Consider the following 15,330-nt stretch of genomic DNA (forward strand, 5'->3'; position numbering starts at 1 on the left):
AAGATGGGAGCGCGATGAACCGAACAAGCGCGAAGCGAACCACGGGAATCAAAACAACCGGGCTCATCCTGGCCATGATCCTCGCGATACCGGCACTGCTCGGGGGATGCTGGGATTACCGGGAGATCGACGACCAGATCATCATTTCCGGCGCGGCGGTTGACTATGACCGCGAGAGCCGGGGGATTTCGCTGACGGTGGAGATCGCATTGCCCACGGCATCGGACAAGGAAAGCAGCTTCACTTCAAAGATCTATCAAGCCAAAGGCCAAAACATACCGGAGGCCATCGTGGCCTTGCATTCTAAAGCGGGACGGCGGTTATTGTGGAGCCACTCGAAAATTCTGATCCTGGGCGCCGGAATCATGGAAAACGAGCGCTTATTCATTGGCACCATGGATTGGGTCAAAAGAAACGGTGAAACCCGTGAAACCATGTGGATGGTCTTTTCGGAAGAAAAAACCGCCGGGGAAATTTTACAGCGGGCCGAGCCGCAGACGGAGAAAATTATCTCATACTACCTGGATCGGCTGTTTCTCGCTGCGGAAGCCGAGACCTTCATCAGCATGCCTTACTCGGAGGTGATGTACGACTTGAGCTCGCCCAGCGCTTGTATTCACTTGCCCGCCGTGCGCCTGGAAGACTCCGATGGCGGAAAACTGCCTTTTATCAACGGGACGGCGGTTTTCCGGCGAACCAAGGTCGCGGGTTGGCTCGACGGCAAACAGACGCGGATCCTTGCGTTGCTTTTGAATAAGCTGAACCGGGTGGTCTTCGTGCTCCGGCCATCCGGGCACTCAACCCTGCCGCAGGTTTCGCTGCGAACCAGCCATTGCCAAACCGCCATCGAACCGGTATTATCCCAAAACACCTTGCGAATGAAGGTCCGGGTGAAAATAGAGGCCCAAATCGCTGAGATCGACGGCGTCAAAGAAGTGTTCAAACCCGCTGCGCTCAAAAAATTGAAGGAAGAGGCGCAGCGGATGATCGCCGCCGAAATCATGGAGTTGCTGAATCTGCTCAAAGAAAAGTATCAAAGCGATGTTCTGGGCTTTGGAAGCCAGGTCGAAAACAAATATCCGCAGCAATGGCGGAGAATCCGGAGTCATTGGGAGAGCGTATACGCGAGGATCCCGGCCGTGGTCCGGGTGGAGTTGAACGTTACCGGCAGCGAACAAAGTATGGCGGAAACGAAAGAAGGGCGCTAGAATGTTCTTGTTCGTCATCTCGGCCTATGTCTTGATAGGATTCGTCGAAATCACGCCGTTGGTGAAAGCGAACCGGATCAAAGAGTTAATCCTGTACGCGAGCATTTTTTTGGCGGCATTCGTCGTGAGTTTATTGCTGAGCGTCGCCGTCCGGTTGCCAAGTCCGGCAAAACCAATGGATGATCTGGTGACGGCCTTGTCTAAACTTTTTTCTTCCTGAGTTCCGCGACGATAAAGGTAATCACCGGAACGATGATGATATAGGGGATGGAATACGGCACCAGGTTTTTTTTGAGCCAAAGGGTATAATCCAGCGGACCTTCATAGAAAAAGAGCGCGGCACAGAAGATGAGGAGCCCGACGGGCGTGACAATAAACCGGTAATCGTCTTGGAAACCGAAAGTTCTGGTCACTGCCTTGCAACAGACCGAGAAATAGACATTGGTTTTCACCAAAGCGCCGAGAATATAGACAATGGATAAAACCAGTTCGAGCCCATGCAGGTAGGTGCCGAGCGTAATTCTCGAAGCGGAAAGATAGGTAGGATAATAAACGTCAGAGGCCAGATCGATCCCCAGGACCAGCACGTTGGATACCGAGATGACGAAAACCACCACCGCGCCGATGGTTGAACCGATCAACAACACTTTGTAAGAGGATTTCCTGGCGCTGAATTTTTGGAAAAAGGCCGCAAAGACCACGGTTTCCCCCAGAGGGAAAATAAAAGTTGACAAGGCGCCATACAAGGTATGCCGGATGTCTTCCTGGAAAGGGGGGAGCAGGTTTCCGATATTCATCTGCGGAATCAGGGCGATGATCATCACCGCAATCGAAAGCAACGCGGGGATAAAGAACAGCGTTGCGAAATCGGCGATCAATTCCACTCCGCCCTTCACCATCCATACGCAAATGACGGTTATAAAAATGTTCAGAATGACTTTGGGCGTGTTCGGCAAAGCCGTGACCCGGATGAAATGGATGAGAAAGGTGTTGATGAGCACCACGACGTAAAAGGCGGATAGTATGTAAAGGACGTTTATAACTTTGGAAATCCCTTTTCCAAAACATTTTTCGAAGATTTGAAAGATATCCATATCGGGAAACAAAACCTTAATCCTGCCAATCATCAGGGCCATCAGCAAAGTCATCAGGTAGCACAGGAGGATGCCGAGCCATAAGTCTCTCTTTGCTTGCAGGGAGAAGATGACTAAGGAAGATGTTCCGATGATATACAGGACAATCACGGCGATGCTTTGCTTGTCTGAGGCGCTCAATTGGGCAGATGATCTCCTTTGGAAATTTGGTCCATGACGATATTCCGGCGTACGGCCGGTTGCCAAAATGGGGGATTGAAGATATTTTTCCTTTTTTTAGCATAGATATTCCAAATATCGGGTCACGAAGCGAGTTGGCGCGGGTCGGGAGTGAAAGAAGCGATTTCAGGCGGGAGATAAAAAATGAGCCTTTGCTGATGCTTTTCGATTCAGGTCAAGTTGCGTATCGGGCCAAAGTTTTTATGGGACTACGTTTATGAATAGGATAATGAAGCATATTCTCAAAAAACTCCTTTTGGCCGTCAAAAGGCATTTTTCGCATGAAGTTTCTTTCGCCGTGATGCATTGGTTGGAAATGCTTCATAATATGGAATAAAAGGACTCGATGAGAGCAATTAGTCCTCTGATGAAAAAAAGGAGGGGTATTTAATGTCCGATCAACAAGCTTTGTGGGGAGGCGGAGGAGGCTGGGGCATCGGTATTGCTTTTCTGACCTTCTTAATCCTCGTTTTATTGGTGGTAGGATTCGCTTTCTGGGGGTAAAGGATGCCGCGGCAATGAATCTTCCTGCAGTACAGGTATAGAACATCGGTTATCGTCTTGAAAGCGGATTTCCGGCGATTTGCCGTGGAAAGGGGCGGCCCGAGAGGGGTGGCCCTTTTCTTTTTGCTTTTGAGCCGTTCCGCTCCGGGTTGAGGGATTGCGAAAACATCAGGTCGCGGGAAATGCAGCCTGACCAAGTACATCATGGGCCGCGGCGACGCCGTGGGCGGCGCGGTGATCGGCGGCAAGGAACTGATCGGGCGAATCAAACGCCAGGCCATGAGAAAATGCGGCCTGGAGTGAACCCGCGGGCGGGAGCGGCGGGCCAGGGGCCGCCGCTCAGCCCAGATCCTTGGCCATTTCGTATTGATCGACGTGGCCTTGCATCCCCTGTCCGATCAGCCACGGGCCCAAATAACTGCCTTCCTCGACATTGATGGCTTTGAGGACCGCCGACCGGGTGTATGGGGCCAGCATGCCGAGGAGCGGCAGGCGCTCCCGGCGGAGCTCCTCGGCCAATCCCAGCTGCGGGAGGTCGCCGTACTCGCGGTGGATGACGGCGTAGCCCACTTCGCGCTGGCCGAGCATGATCCGCAGTCCCTGGTAGCGATCCTTCAGATTCAGAATGGACGGGGTCGCGTTTTGCCAGGTCGGCTGGTAGTCCAGCCAGTGCTGATACCGGTCCAGCGCCGCCAGATCCAGTTCGGCCAGGTGAAGCTCCTCGGGGACCGGGGGGGCGGGCGCGGCGCTCCGCTGCCACTGGTAGCAGTTTAGATTACGGGTGACGGTGAAGCCCAGCTTCTGATAGAGCCGCAGCGCCGGCTGGTTGTCGCGGATGACTTCCAGCAGATAGCGCCGGACCTGCCGCCGGACCAGTTCTTTTTGCATTTCGGCGAATAACAGCGCGGCCAGGCCCTGGCCGCGGTAGGCCGGGAGAAATCCGGTGCCGCCGTCGTAACCGGTGGTCACTCCGTCCCGCTCGCGGAGGCCATTCAGCACGAACCCAATCAGCCGCCCAGTTTCATGATAAACGCCGAACGAATCGGCCAGCCGGATGTCACGGCCCCGCAGATGTTCCAAAAACCGCTCGTAGGGCAGTTCGATCCGCACCGAATAATCGCTGAACGCCGCGATGAAAGCGGCGTGAATCGTGGCCAGCGATTCGTCATGAAGTGATTTCAAGCGCATGATTCCGTATTTTCCTCCAGCTTTTCAGCATCGTTCCGTCCGTCAGGCGCGGCCGCCCGGGGGCAACTCTTCATTCCCAAAAGCAAGCGGTTTATCCACAGAAGAACGATCGGGAACGCTTCAGGCAACTGCTTCATTCACAAATGATCGATCTCGATTCACAAAAGGAAGATCTTTATCCACCAATGATGGATCTTGATTCACAAATGATCGATCCGGAATGGCTCAAGCAATCGCTTCATTCACAAAAGCAAGTGACTGATTCACAGCGGATCGATCCGGAATGATTCAAGCAACTGCTTCATTCACAAAAGCAGGTACTTTAGCCACAGAAGATCGACGGGGGATCGCCGCCGCGGGCGCTTGGCCCGTCCGTGAAGCGGCGTTCCGGGCCGCGGTTACTGCGGCGCGCCGGCGGGACCGGTCGCCCGCTCCCGCCGGCTGATATTGACGCAGCCGGTCTCCTTGATCCACAGGATGAAGAGGATTCCCAGCGCCAGGACGACGGCGCAGCACCAGAAGGCGGTCCGGTAGGCCGACAGCGGATAGATCCGGACGCCGTGCGCGGCGAGGCCTCCCCAGTTCCGGTCCAGCACCCAGCCGAAGAGCGGCTGCAGCAGGGCGGCGCCGACGAACGAGCCCGAATTGACGATCCCAGCGACGACCCCGGTCCACTGCGGCGGATTGACCTCCTTGCCGCAGGCCACATTGAGGTTGACGCCGGACATGCCCAGGCCGATCCCGAAACAGAGGGGGTAGAGCGCCCACTCGGGCGGCCGGCCGCCGTTCCAGACCGTCAGCAGCAGCCAGACGCCGAGGAAGCCCGAGGAGACCAGGAGATTGGGCAGCCGCCGGGTGGCGCGGCGGTCGGACCAGAGGCCGATGAGCGGCCCGCCGACCATGGTGCCGGCGGCCATGGCCAGGATGTGGTTGGAGGCGGCCACCCGCGACATGCCGTAGATCTGCATGAAATAGGGCACCGCCCAGAGGCCCATGAAGGCCATGTAGACGCCGTAGACCGCCACCGAGGCCCAGAAAGGCCACCAGGTGTAGGGATTCAGCAGGATTTTTTGCAGGCTGTCCCAACCGTTCTCCGGCGGCGCGGGTTCGGCCGCGGCCGCGGCCAGCGGCGGTCCGCCGCCCTCCCGGGCTTCCACCGCGGCGATGGACGGCAGGCCGACCGCGGCCGGGCGGTCCCGTACCAGCAGCCAGCAGGCCACCGCCGCCAGCAGCGAGTAGGCGGCGATCGCCAGGAAGGAGACGCGCCAGCCGAAGCGGTCGACGAAGAACGCCAGCGGCGTGGCTGCCAGCAGAAAGCCGGCGCTGCCCGCGACGACGATCAGGCCGGTCATGGTCGCGAACTCGCGGCCCCGGAACCACTCGGCGTGGATCTTGACGATATTGACATAGATCAGGCTCACTCCCAGGCTGGAAAGGAACCGGCCGCAGTAAAGGACGGTGAGGTTGGGCGCCAGGCCGAAGAGGGTCGCGCCCAGCGCGGCCACGGCCAGGGCCAGCAGGATGGTACGTCGCGGGCCGAAACGGTCCGCCAGGAGCCCCGCGGGAACCTGCATGGCGGCGTAGGTGTAAAAATAAACCGCCGCCAATCCGCCGAGGTCGGCGGCGCGGGTGATGGCGAACTCTCGCATCAGGCTGTCGGCCACCACGCCGGTGGCGGTGCGGTGAAAGTATGAGGCTAGAAAAGCGAAGGCCAACGGGGTCCAGACCAGCCAGCGGCGGCGGTTCAGCCGCGCCATCCGCTGCTGCCATGACGCATCCATGCCGGTTTCCTCCACGAAGCGAAAATAAGCGGTATGCTTCAACCCATTCTACACGGATCCGGCGATCTCCTGCAGCGGAGCGTCAGGAAAACCGTTCCGACTGCCGATAAACTGGAGAACCCCGCTGCGGGCGGGGCAGCTTCGCCCGCCGGCGATCCGCGATTGCCATTAAATTTGGGCGCGGGATGTTGTACAATAGAGGGGGAAATTCAGTAACGACAGGGGATGTTTTCAATGAGCGAAGGACCAAGTTATCCGGCGGGGATTGAAAGAAGCGTCTGGCAGGGCGAACCGGTGGTGCGGCTGCGGGCCGGCGGGTATGAGGCGGTATTGGTGCCCGGAGTCGGGGCCCAGATCATCGAGCTGCGGGAGCTCCGGCGCGGCCTGGAACTATTGCGGCCGCCCGTTGCGGTGGACCTGGAGGCCTTCAAGGCCCGGCCGCAGATCTACGGGCTCCCGCTGCTCTTCCCGCCCAACCGGATCGAAGACGGCAAGCTGCCCATCGCCGGCCGCGCGGTGGAGCTGCCGGTGAATGACGCCAAGGGGCACAACCATATCCACGGCTTCCTGCGGACCCGCCCCTGGCAACTGACCCGGGCGGAAATCGCCGGGGACGCGGTCGAGGCGGAGGCGGTCTTCCGCGGCGACGGCGCGACCGATTCCTATGCCGCGTACTTAAACCAATTTGAATTTAAGCAGGAATACGTTTTATCCGGTGCCGGGCTGCGGCAGCGCTTGACCGTCACCAACCGGGCCGCCGTCGCGCTGCCCCTGGGCGTCGGCTTTCATACCGCCTTTCGGGTGCCGTTCCATCCGGAGAGCAGCGCCGCGGACTGCCGGCTACTGGTCTCGGTGGGCCGGGGATGGGAGCTGACCGAGCGCATTCTGCCCACCGGGAAATTGCTGCCCTTGAACGAACATGACCGGGCCTACCGGAGCGGCGGCGCTCCGCTGCAGGGGACCCCGATCTCCGGCCATTTCACCGCCGAGGAGTTGACGGTGGACGGCCGGCCGTTCCACGGCGCGATCATCGAGGACCGCTCCAAGGGGCTCCGCGTGGTCTATACGGTGGACCGGCAATACCGCCACTGGATGCTCTGGAACGACGACGGCGCGTCGGGCTTCTTCTGCCCCGAGCCTCAGACCTGGGCCATCAATGCGCCCAACCTGGACCTGGCGCCGGAACTCACCGGCTATCAGGAGCTGCAGCCTGGCGCTAGCTGGACGGCGGAAAGCGCGATCGCGGTCCGCGAGGTGTAGCCGGGCTGGCGCTTTTCATAGGGGATAAAGTGAAACGGGCCGTGCCGGATGATGCCGGGACGGCCCGTTTTTGCAGCGCAATCCCCGGGGAGGAGCTTATTCCCAAACCAGCACCTCAGGGGGCTTCCGGCTGTAACCGGACGGAACCGCCTCCGGATAACCGAGGATCAACGGCGCCACCGCCTGATAGTCTTGGGGGATGCCCAGTTCCTCCTTGAAGGCGGGGTCGTTCACCAGGAGCGTGGCGAAACCGATCCAGCAGCTCCCGAGGCCCAGCCCGTGCGCTGCCAGCATCAGGTTTTCCGCCGCCAGGCAGCAGTCGCCGAGCGCCATGGGGGAAACGTTCCCGTAACGGCTGTAAATGATCACCAGGGTCCCCGCGTCGTAAAAGATGTTAAAATCGGGCTTGGATAAGAGCGCCAGGTAACCCTGGGGATCGGCTTGGTTCTTGAACCATTCCAGAAAAAGCGCCTTGGCGCGATCCGAATAACCCAGCAACCGGTCCCGGTCTTGAATGACCGCGAACGCCCAGGGTTGCGAGTTGGAGGCGCTCGGCGCCAGAGTGGCCGCTTCCAGCAGCCGGCCGACGACCTCTTTCGGGACCGGATCATCCTTGTACTTGCGGATTGAGCGCCGCTGATAAATGGCTTCCATCAATTCCATTCCTGATTCCTCCGTTTCTCGCCCATTTCGGGACGATTCCCATGGGGGCGGATATTGACCCTGAATAGACCGGTACTTTCCTTTGGGACGCCGGATCGGCGCTGCGAGCGCTCTCCGGCCTCAAGTGGCGACCTCCTTTTGCAGAAAGCAGACGGTGAACGGCAGGTGGGGGAAGTTTTTCAGGCCGGTCTCCCGGAATCCGTAGGCCTGATACCAACGCTTCAAACGGGCATTTTCGTCGATGATGGCGATGGAGACCCGCCGGCCGCCGGCCGCCCGGACTGTCCGGAAGGCGAAATCCAGCAATTGGCGGCCATAACCGCAGTGCCGGTAGTCCGGATGGACCGCCAGCTTTTCCAGATAATAAAGTTCGGGGTCGGCCTTTTCGAGGGCCACAAAGCCGATGCTCCGTCCTTCCTTGCGCAGGGCGTACAGCTTGACGCCTTTCTGCCGTAGCGCTTCCAGGTCGCTCCGGTCCAAAAAGGCCGGATTGGTCGGGCAATTCGCCGGGGTCAGCCGCAGCTCGGCGGCGACGGTCCCGAAAGCGGCCCGGATCAGGACCGCGCTCTCCTCCAGCGGTTCGGCCGGGCCCAACTCCCGGATCACCGGTTGCTCCCGGTTCGTTTGATTCTCCATCCCATGTTTCCCCTCCGTTTTCCGGCTTTTTAGGGCGGGCTCCGGCCCCGCGGTTATTTTGCAATAGATTCGCTACCGAGTGGAATTTTCCTATCGGTTTCCTTCCAAATTTTCCAAGAAGGATGGAAGAGGGGGCCGGTCGATCCCCGGATTGGCGCGGTTTTATGGTAAGCGGATGACCCGGGGAGAGACCGGGGCGGGCGAAGGAGCTTGGCGGCGTCTTGACAATCAGTAGACGAAAATATATAATGACTACATAAATCGTAGACGGATAAGGTGAAAAATCGGATGGAATTGTCAAAATTATTCTGGAACGCCAGCTTGGCGGAGATGAAGCGGGGCTATGTCGCCGACCTCGCGACCGAAGAGTTTGTCTGCATCCTGTGCGGGGAACGGTTCACCCAGGGGCGGATCTATCCCAAGGGCGATCTTTGGCTAGACGCCGAGCGGGCGGTCCGGACTCATATTGCGGACGAACATTCTTCTACGTTCGCTTTCTTATTGGAACTGGACAAAAAATATACCGGACTCACCGAGCATCAGAAGAACCTGCTGACCTGTTTTTATCAGAACTTCAGCGATAAAGAGATCGCCGCCAAGATGGAGAACGGCAACACCTCCACCATCCGCAACCAGCGTTTCTCCTTCCGGGAAAAGGCCAAGCAGGCCAAGGTGTTTCTGGCCATCATGGAACTGCTGGAGGAACGCTCCAAGGCGGAGCCCTTCATCGAGATCCCACGCGGCGCCACGATGGTGGACGAAAGGTTCGCCATCACCGAGCCGGAGAGCCGCTCGATCCTGGAGACTTATTTCAAAGAAGGACCGGACGGTCCCTTGCATAGCTTTCCCAAAAAAGAAAAACGCAAGGTCGTTATCTTGAAACACCTGGTGCAACGGTTTGACCCGAAACGGAAGTATACCGAGAAAGAGGTCAACCAGCTCCTGAAAGCTGCTTATGACGACTATGTCACGGTGCGCCGCTACCTGATCGAGTACGGCTTTATGGATCGCCACGCCGACGGCAGTCTCTACTGGGTGAAAGACTGAAGCGAAGGCGCCTTGGATGGACGGAAAACGAAAGGAAGGATTGAAATGGAAACTCCTTGCATATCGTATGAAACCTTTACCAAACGGCTGGTGGATCTCTGCCTGCGGAGCGGGATGACCGAATTCCCGACCAAACGCCGGGATCAGCTTATCCTATTGAAAAGTCTGGCCGTCGCCTTCGACCCCGGCCGGGAGTACGCCGAAGTCGCGGTGAACCAGGTGATCCAACACTGGCTGACTGCGGCCAGCTGCTTCGCGGGCTGGGATCACGTCACCATGCGCCGCCGGCTGGTGGAGGAACGGTTCCTCGACCGTAAGCCGGACGGCTCCTGTTACCGCGTAAGTCCGGCCAGCCCGCCCGACTGCGCCTTCGATCCGGCGGTGGCGGGGACCGATCTCCACCGGGTGCTGGCCGAAGGCGAGCGGGCGATCGCCCAGCGCAAAGCCGAGTATCTGCAGAAACAGGCGCTGAGCCAAGGATGAGTTTTTGTTGTAAAGGAGGGTATGCATCATGGATAAGCGCGCCGAAATGAAATTAGCCTATAAGAACCGGCCCAAGCACATGGGGATATTTCAGATTCGAAACCGGGTCAACGGCAAAGTGCTGTTGGGCAGTTCGCTCAATCTCGACGGGATGCTGAACCGCTTCCAGATGATGACCCAATATGACTGGGGCTGGAAAGGCAACAGCCGGCTCGACGCGGAAATGAAAGCCTACGGACCGGAGAATTTTGAAATCGAGATCCTGGACCGGTTGAAACCCAACGAAGACCCGCTCTACGACTACCGCGAGGACCTGAAGGCCTTGGAGGAATTGTGGCTGGAGAAGCTGCAGCCCTATGACGAGCGGGGGTATCACAAGCGAAAACCGTAACGGTTTGGGGAGCTTCGGCCCCTTGGCAAGCAATGGCGGATCGGCGTCGCAATGACGCGATCCGCTTTTTTGTCGGCGAATAATTCAGCGCACCGCGTCTCAAACGGCAGGAAAAATCATCCAAGGCACCGAAGTGTTGTTCCATAGTTTTTAATCCGAAGGGTCCAAACGATCGCACGTTTTTTCTTCGAATACAATAGGTCGCAATCCGCCCGGGGTTTGAGAAACGGATTGCGATCGATACGGGATGATATTTTGAATCTCCGCCGGATTCCTGGTCTACGGGCGCATGGGAGGGAGAACGTTCCTGGCGATGAATCATGACCAATCTATCTTTCGCGGCAGCGGCGAACGCGATTATGCGCTGTTCACCCTGATGGCGGACGGCTATGCCTTGCACGAGCTCATCTTCGACGAGCAGGGGGCGCCTTGCGACTACCGTTTCCTGGATTTGAACCCGGGGTTCGAGCGGATCACCGGGCTCAAGCGGGAAGCGGTGATCGGCAAGGCCAAGAGTCAGGTGTTGCCGGGGGACGACCGGCGCTGGCTGAAGCTCTACGCCCGGGTGGCGCTGACCGGGGAGCCGCTCCGTTTCCACAGTTACGCCGGGGAGCTGGACCGGCACTATGACATTTACGTCTCCTGTCCGGAATGGGGCCAGTTCGCGCTGGTCTTCATGGAGAGGGGAGGACCCCGCCAGTCCCGCGACCGGTTGACCTATCTGGCCTCGTTCCCCGAAAAGAATCCGAATCCGATTATGGAATTGGAGCTGGACGGTAATATCCGCTACGCCAACCCGGCCGCATTTCAGCTCTTCCCGGATTTGCTGGAGAAAGGGATGGACCATCCTTGGCTGGCGGACTGGCCGGCGGTCTCCCGCACGTTTCAGACGGGAGGAACCGAAATGGTCAGCCGGATACTCGCTCTCGACGATCGCAGCTATCAACAGCTTTTTTTATTTTTAGCGGAGGAGCGCGCCGTTCGCCTCTATAGCCACGAAGTGACCGAGCAGAGCCGGTTGACCGCGGCGCTTCAGGAGAGCGAAGCCAGGCTGCGGGCGATCGTGGACAACATGCCGATCGGCGTCTGGTTTACCGACGAGGCCGGGACCATTGTATATGGAAACGAAGCCGGCCGGCGGATCTGGTCCGGAGCCCGCTATGTCGGACCGGAGCGGTTCCACGAGTACCGGGCCAGGTGGCTGGATACCGGGGAGCCGCTCAGGCCGGAGGATTGGGCGATTACGCGCGCCATCCGGGAGGGCGAAACCAGCCTGGACCAAGAACTGGTCATCGAATGCTTTGACGGCGCCCAGAAAATCATCCTCAATTCGGCCGTGCCGTATCATTCCCCGGATGGGCAAATTCGCGGCGTGGTGATGCTCAACGAAGACATCACCGGGCGCAAAAGGATGGAAGAGGCTCTACACCAGAGCGAACGGCGGTTCCGGGCGATGTTCGAAAGCCACCAGGCGGTCATGCTGCTCATCGAACCCCATGGCGGCACAATCATCGATGCCAATGCGGCGGCCGCCGAATTTTACGGTTATCCGCGCGCCCGGTTGTGCGGCATGAGGATCCAGGAGATCAATCAGCTTCCCGAGGACGATGTGGCTAAGCTGCGCGGGAAGACGCTGGAAGAGCGTAGGGGTTATTATATTTTCCCGCACCGGCTCGCCGGCGGCGAGCTCCGCTGGGTCGAAGTCCACTCCACGCCGGTAGAGATTGGCGGCCGGCCGTTGCTCTTCTCCATCATTCACGACATCACCGAACGCCAGCGCTTCGAAGCGGCGCTCCAGGAGAACCGGGCCGAACTGGCCGCGGCCAATGAAGAGCTCCAGGCCCAACAGGAAGAATTGACCGCCGCTTATGAGGAGCTCCAAGCCCAGCAGGAAGAACTGACCGCGGCCAACGAGGAACTCCAGGCCCAACAGGAAGAACTCACGACCGCCTATCAAGAGTTGCAGCGCCAGGACGCCACCGTCCGGGAACATGCGGCGGCAGCGCTCCGGGCGCGCGACGAGGCGCAGCAACGCGCGGCCGAGCTGAGTGCGACCCTCGCCGCCATCGCCGCGGGGATCATCATTTATGATCCGGCCGGCCAAATCGTGCACATCAACGAATTCGCCATGAATTTGCTGAATTATCCCCGGGAACAGTATCATACGGCTTACGCGGAGCGGATCATGAAGCTGAATCTCTGCAAAGCGGACGGCACGCCGTATTCGCTGAATGAGACTCCGTTATACCGGGCGTTGCGGGGCGAGGTGACCCGCGACGAAGAGATGGTGATCATGCGGGAGCCCGGAGACCCGGTTTGGCTGGGAGGAACGGTCGCCCCCATCTATGATTCCCAGGGGGCGACTCTGGGCGTGATCTTTGTCTTCCAAGATATCACCGCGCGAAAACGCCAGCTCGAAGACAGGCTGGCCTCCGAGCGGGAGCTGCTCCGGGTCACGCTGGACGCCATCGGCGAGGGCGTGGTGGCGAGCGACCCGGGGGGACGGGTCTTTTTGATGAACGAAGCCGCCGCCGGCCTGACCGGATATTCGCAGGCCGAGGCCAGTGGCGAGCCGTTCCACAAGATCATGTACATTATCGACGACAAGACCAGCGAGCCGCTGGTGGAGATCGCCGCCATGCGAACCATTAACCATCCGATATTGGTGACCCGCGATTTGCGGGAGGTTCCGATCGCCATCAACCATTCGCCCATCAAGGCCAAGGATGGCCGGGTCATCGGAACGGTTACGGTTTTCCAGGACATCTCCGCCAAACAGAAGACCGAGCGGGAGCTGCTCAAGGCTGAGAAGCTGGAATCCCTGGGGATTCTGGCTGGCGGCATCGCCCACGACTTCAATAATATCCTGGCGGCCATCCTCTCCAACATCCAGCTGGCCATGTTCAAACTGGAGAAGAACGAGGATGTCCGGACCTATCTGCTGAACACCGTGGAGACGGCCCGCAGGGCCAGCGAGCTCACCAAACAGTTGCTCACCTTCTCGAAAGGGGGCGTTCCGGTCAAAAAAGACGCCTCCCTCATCGAGTTGCTCCGGGAAAACACCGAGTTCGTGCTCAGAGGTTCCAAGACCAAGGCGGAGTTCGCGATTCCCGACGATCTCTGGGCGGCCACCATCGATGTCGGCCAGATCAGCCAGGTCATTAATAATTTGGTGATCAATGCCAAGCAGGCCATGCCCAGGGGCGGGGTGCTCCGGGTGAGCGCCGAGAATTGCGTGGTCGCCCCGGGGACCCTGATGGAGCCGGGCCAGTATGTCAAAATCACCGTCCAAGACCAGGGCGTCGGCATCTCTAGGGAGAACCTGTCCAAAATCTTCGATCCCTTCTTCACCACCAAAAAAGAGGGTAACGGCTTGGGCCTGGCTACATCCTACTCCATCATTCATCAGCATAACGGCTATATCGAGGTCGACTCCCAAGAAGGAATGGGCACGACCTTCACCATTTACCTGCCCGCCTCCGATGCGGCGCTGATCCAGGCGGAGGTTCAGCGCGAGATCGCCGCCGCCGGCGGACTGAAGATCCTGCTGATGGATGACGAGCAGGAGATTCTGAAGGCGGTGGGGGAGATGCTGGGCTGCTTCGGCCATCGAGTGGTGCTCAGCAACGACGGGGCCGCGGCTGTCGAGATGTACCGGCGGGCCAAGGAGGAAGAGGATCCCTTTGACGCGGTCATCATGGACCTGACGATACCGGGCGGCATGGGCGGGCAGGAGGCCCTCGCCTGTCTGAGGGAGTATGACCCGCAGGTCAAGGCGATCGTCTCCAGCGGCTACGCCAATGACCCGATCATGGCCGATTATGAGCGGTACGGCTTTTCCGGCGTGGTCAGCAAACCGTACAAGATCGACGAGCTTCAGGAGGTCTTGCACCGGGTCTTCCACTCCGGCGAGAGGGATGACGGTGGGGTCGAACCCTGAATAATTTCCCGGAGGGGCAGGAGATCGCGGAGCGGGGGTGAAGTTAAAAAGCAGATATTTCACCGCCGGAGGAACCGGGGCTTGCCGAAGCCGCGCAGCAATGGGCGCGGCGGAACGGCCATGGAGCGGCGCTAGATGCAAGGGAGGATCCCGATGATTCGCGATGCCAGAGAGACTGATTTAGCCGAAATATTGGCGATTTACAATGATGCGATCCTACATACCACGGCAATTTATGCTTATCAACCCCTTTCCCTCGAGGAACGGCGGGAATGGTTTCAAAAGAAGCAGGCCGACGGGTATCCGGTGTTAGTAGACGAGATCGAAGGGGAGGTAGCCGGCTTTGCCTCCTTCGGCCCGTTCCGGGCCTGGCCGGCCTATAAGTACACTATCGAGCACCTGGTCTATGTGCGGCACGACCAGCGCGGCCGCGGCGTGGGCGCCGGGCTGCTGCGGGAGATCATCCGGATCGCCAACCAACGGGAGTATGCCACGCTGGTGGCAGGGATCGACGCGGCCAACCTGGCCAGCATTCACCTGCACCAGAAGTTGGGGTTCACCTGTTCCGGAGTGATCAAGAAGGCGGGGTTCAAATTCGGCAACTGGCTCGACCTGGCTTTTTACCAATTGGAACTGGCCGGCCCGGCCCGGCCGACCGACGGCTGAACGGCAAAGGCGCTCCGATCCGGAGCGCCTTTTTGGCTGCGCGCCGTCCTTGAGCATCTGCCAAGGGACTGGCGTTTTCGTATGCGGCGCGGGCCGGCGCAAAATTGTTAAATCTTGATGAAAAGACCCCGGCCGGCCGCGCCCATGGGAATTCCTATGCAGTTCGATGAGGGTTTTTTTAAGAAAAGGACCGTTTTTTGGGAATAAAAAAATCGCGGGATCAAGAAGGATATTTTCAAACGATAAGGAA

At 59.0% G+C, this 15,330-nt stretch carries 13 protein-coding genes; 8 read left to right on the forward strand and 5 right to left on the reverse strand.

Annotated elements, in window-relative coordinates:
- The first annotated feature begins 14 nt into the window (after positions 1-14).
- Both EDC14_RS02305 and EDC14_RS02310 read left to right on the forward strand, forming a co-directional pair.
- Complete coding sequence (locus EDC14_RS02305; RefSeq protein WP_165907734.1) at positions 15-1,208, forward strand: Ger(x)C family spore germination protein; 1,194 nt, start codon at positions 15-17, stop codon at positions 1,206-1,208.
- Position 1,209: 1 nt separating this feature from the next.
- Positions 1,210-1,428: a hypothetical protein gene (locus EDC14_RS02310; RefSeq protein WP_132012566.1), complete on the forward strand. Its 219-nt coding sequence runs from the start codon at positions 1,210-1,212 to the stop codon at positions 1,426-1,428.
- On the opposite strand, the gene EDC14_RS02315 is transcribed toward EDC14_RS02310, so the two are convergent.
- The 3 genes from EDC14_RS02315 to EDC14_RS02330 form a co-directional block, all read right to left on the reverse strand.
- Positions 1,409-2,482: a GerAB/ArcD/ProY family transporter gene (locus EDC14_RS02315; protein ID WP_165907735.1), complete on the reverse strand. Its 1,074-nt coding sequence runs from the start codon at positions 2,480-2,482 to the stop codon at positions 1,409-1,411. The genes EDC14_RS02310 and EDC14_RS02315 overlap by 20 nt on opposite strands.
- 882 nt (positions 2,483-3,364) lie before the next feature.
- On the reverse strand, positions 3,365-4,213 hold the full coding sequence (locus tag EDC14_RS02325) for a GNAT family N-acetyltransferase (protein ID WP_132012569.1): 849 nt from the start codon (positions 4,211-4,213) through the stop codon (positions 3,365-3,367).
- A gap of 398 nt (positions 4,214-4,611) precedes the next feature.
- On the reverse strand, positions 4,612-6,036 hold the full coding sequence (locus EDC14_RS02330) for an MFS transporter (RefSeq protein WP_243662771.1): 1,425 nt from the start codon (positions 6,034-6,036) through the stop codon (positions 4,612-4,614).
- Between the two features lie 192 nt (positions 6,037-6,228).
- Between EDC14_RS02330 and EDC14_RS02335 the strand changes: the two genes are divergently transcribed.
- The gene (locus EDC14_RS02335; RefSeq protein ID WP_165907736.1) at positions 6,229-7,254 is read left to right on the forward strand and encodes an aldose 1-epimerase; all 1,026 of its coding nucleotides are present in this window, start codon (positions 6,229-6,231) and stop codon (positions 7,252-7,254) included.
- Between the two features lie 96 nt (positions 7,255-7,350).
- Here EDC14_RS02335 and EDC14_RS02340 read toward each other — a convergent pair whose 3' ends face one another.
- Both EDC14_RS02340 and EDC14_RS02345 read right to left on the reverse strand, forming a co-directional pair.
- Positions 7,351-7,917 carry a nitroreductase family protein gene (locus tag EDC14_RS02340; protein WP_132012571.1) on the reverse strand — a complete coding sequence of 189 codons (567 nt, stop codon included), beginning with the start codon at positions 7,915-7,917 and terminating at the stop codon, positions 7,351-7,353.
- Positions 7,918-8,037: 120 nt separating this feature from the next.
- Complete coding sequence (locus EDC14_RS02345; protein ID WP_132012572.1) at positions 8,038-8,553, reverse strand: GNAT family N-acetyltransferase; 516 nt, start codon at positions 8,551-8,553, stop codon at positions 8,038-8,040.
- Positions 8,554-8,841: 288 nt separating this feature from the next.
- Here EDC14_RS02345 and EDC14_RS02350 point away from each other — a divergent pair, with 288 nt between their 5' ends.
- The 5 genes from EDC14_RS02350 to EDC14_RS02370 all read left to right on the forward strand — a co-directional run bounded on the left by EDC14_RS02350 (position 8,842) and on the right by EDC14_RS02370 (position 15,080).
- Positions 8,842-9,600: a DUF2087 domain-containing protein gene (locus EDC14_RS02350; RefSeq protein WP_132012573.1), complete on the forward strand. Its 759-nt coding sequence runs from the start codon at positions 8,842-8,844 to the stop codon at positions 9,598-9,600.
- 45 nt (positions 9,601-9,645) lie between these two features.
- A complete protein-coding gene (locus tag EDC14_RS02355; protein WP_132012574.1) occupies positions 9,646-10,083 on the forward strand; it encodes a DUF2087 domain-containing protein in 438 nt (145 codons plus the stop codon).
- Between the two features lie 28 nt (positions 10,084-10,111).
- Entirely contained in the window at positions 10,112-10,474 is a 363-nt protein-coding gene (locus EDC14_RS02360) for a GIY-YIG nuclease family protein (RefSeq protein WP_132012575.1), read from the forward strand.
- A 313-nt stretch (positions 10,475-10,787) separates the two neighbouring features.
- On the forward strand, positions 10,788-14,414 hold the full coding sequence (locus tag EDC14_RS02365) for a hybrid sensor histidine kinase/response regulator (protein ID WP_165907737.1): 3,627 nt from the start codon (positions 10,788-10,790) through the stop codon (positions 14,412-14,414).
- A 153-nt stretch (positions 14,415-14,567) separates the two neighbouring features.
- Positions 14,568-15,080: a GNAT family N-acetyltransferase gene (locus tag EDC14_RS02370; RefSeq protein ID WP_132012577.1), complete on the forward strand. Its 513-nt coding sequence runs from the start codon at positions 14,568-14,570 to the stop codon at positions 15,078-15,080.
- Positions 15,081-15,330: the final 250 nt, after the last annotated feature.

Source organism: Hydrogenispora ethanolica (assembly GCF_004340685.1).
In the GTDB taxonomy this organism is placed as follows: Bacteria; Bacillota; UBA4882; order UBA8346; family UBA8346; genus Hydrogenispora; species Hydrogenispora ethanolica.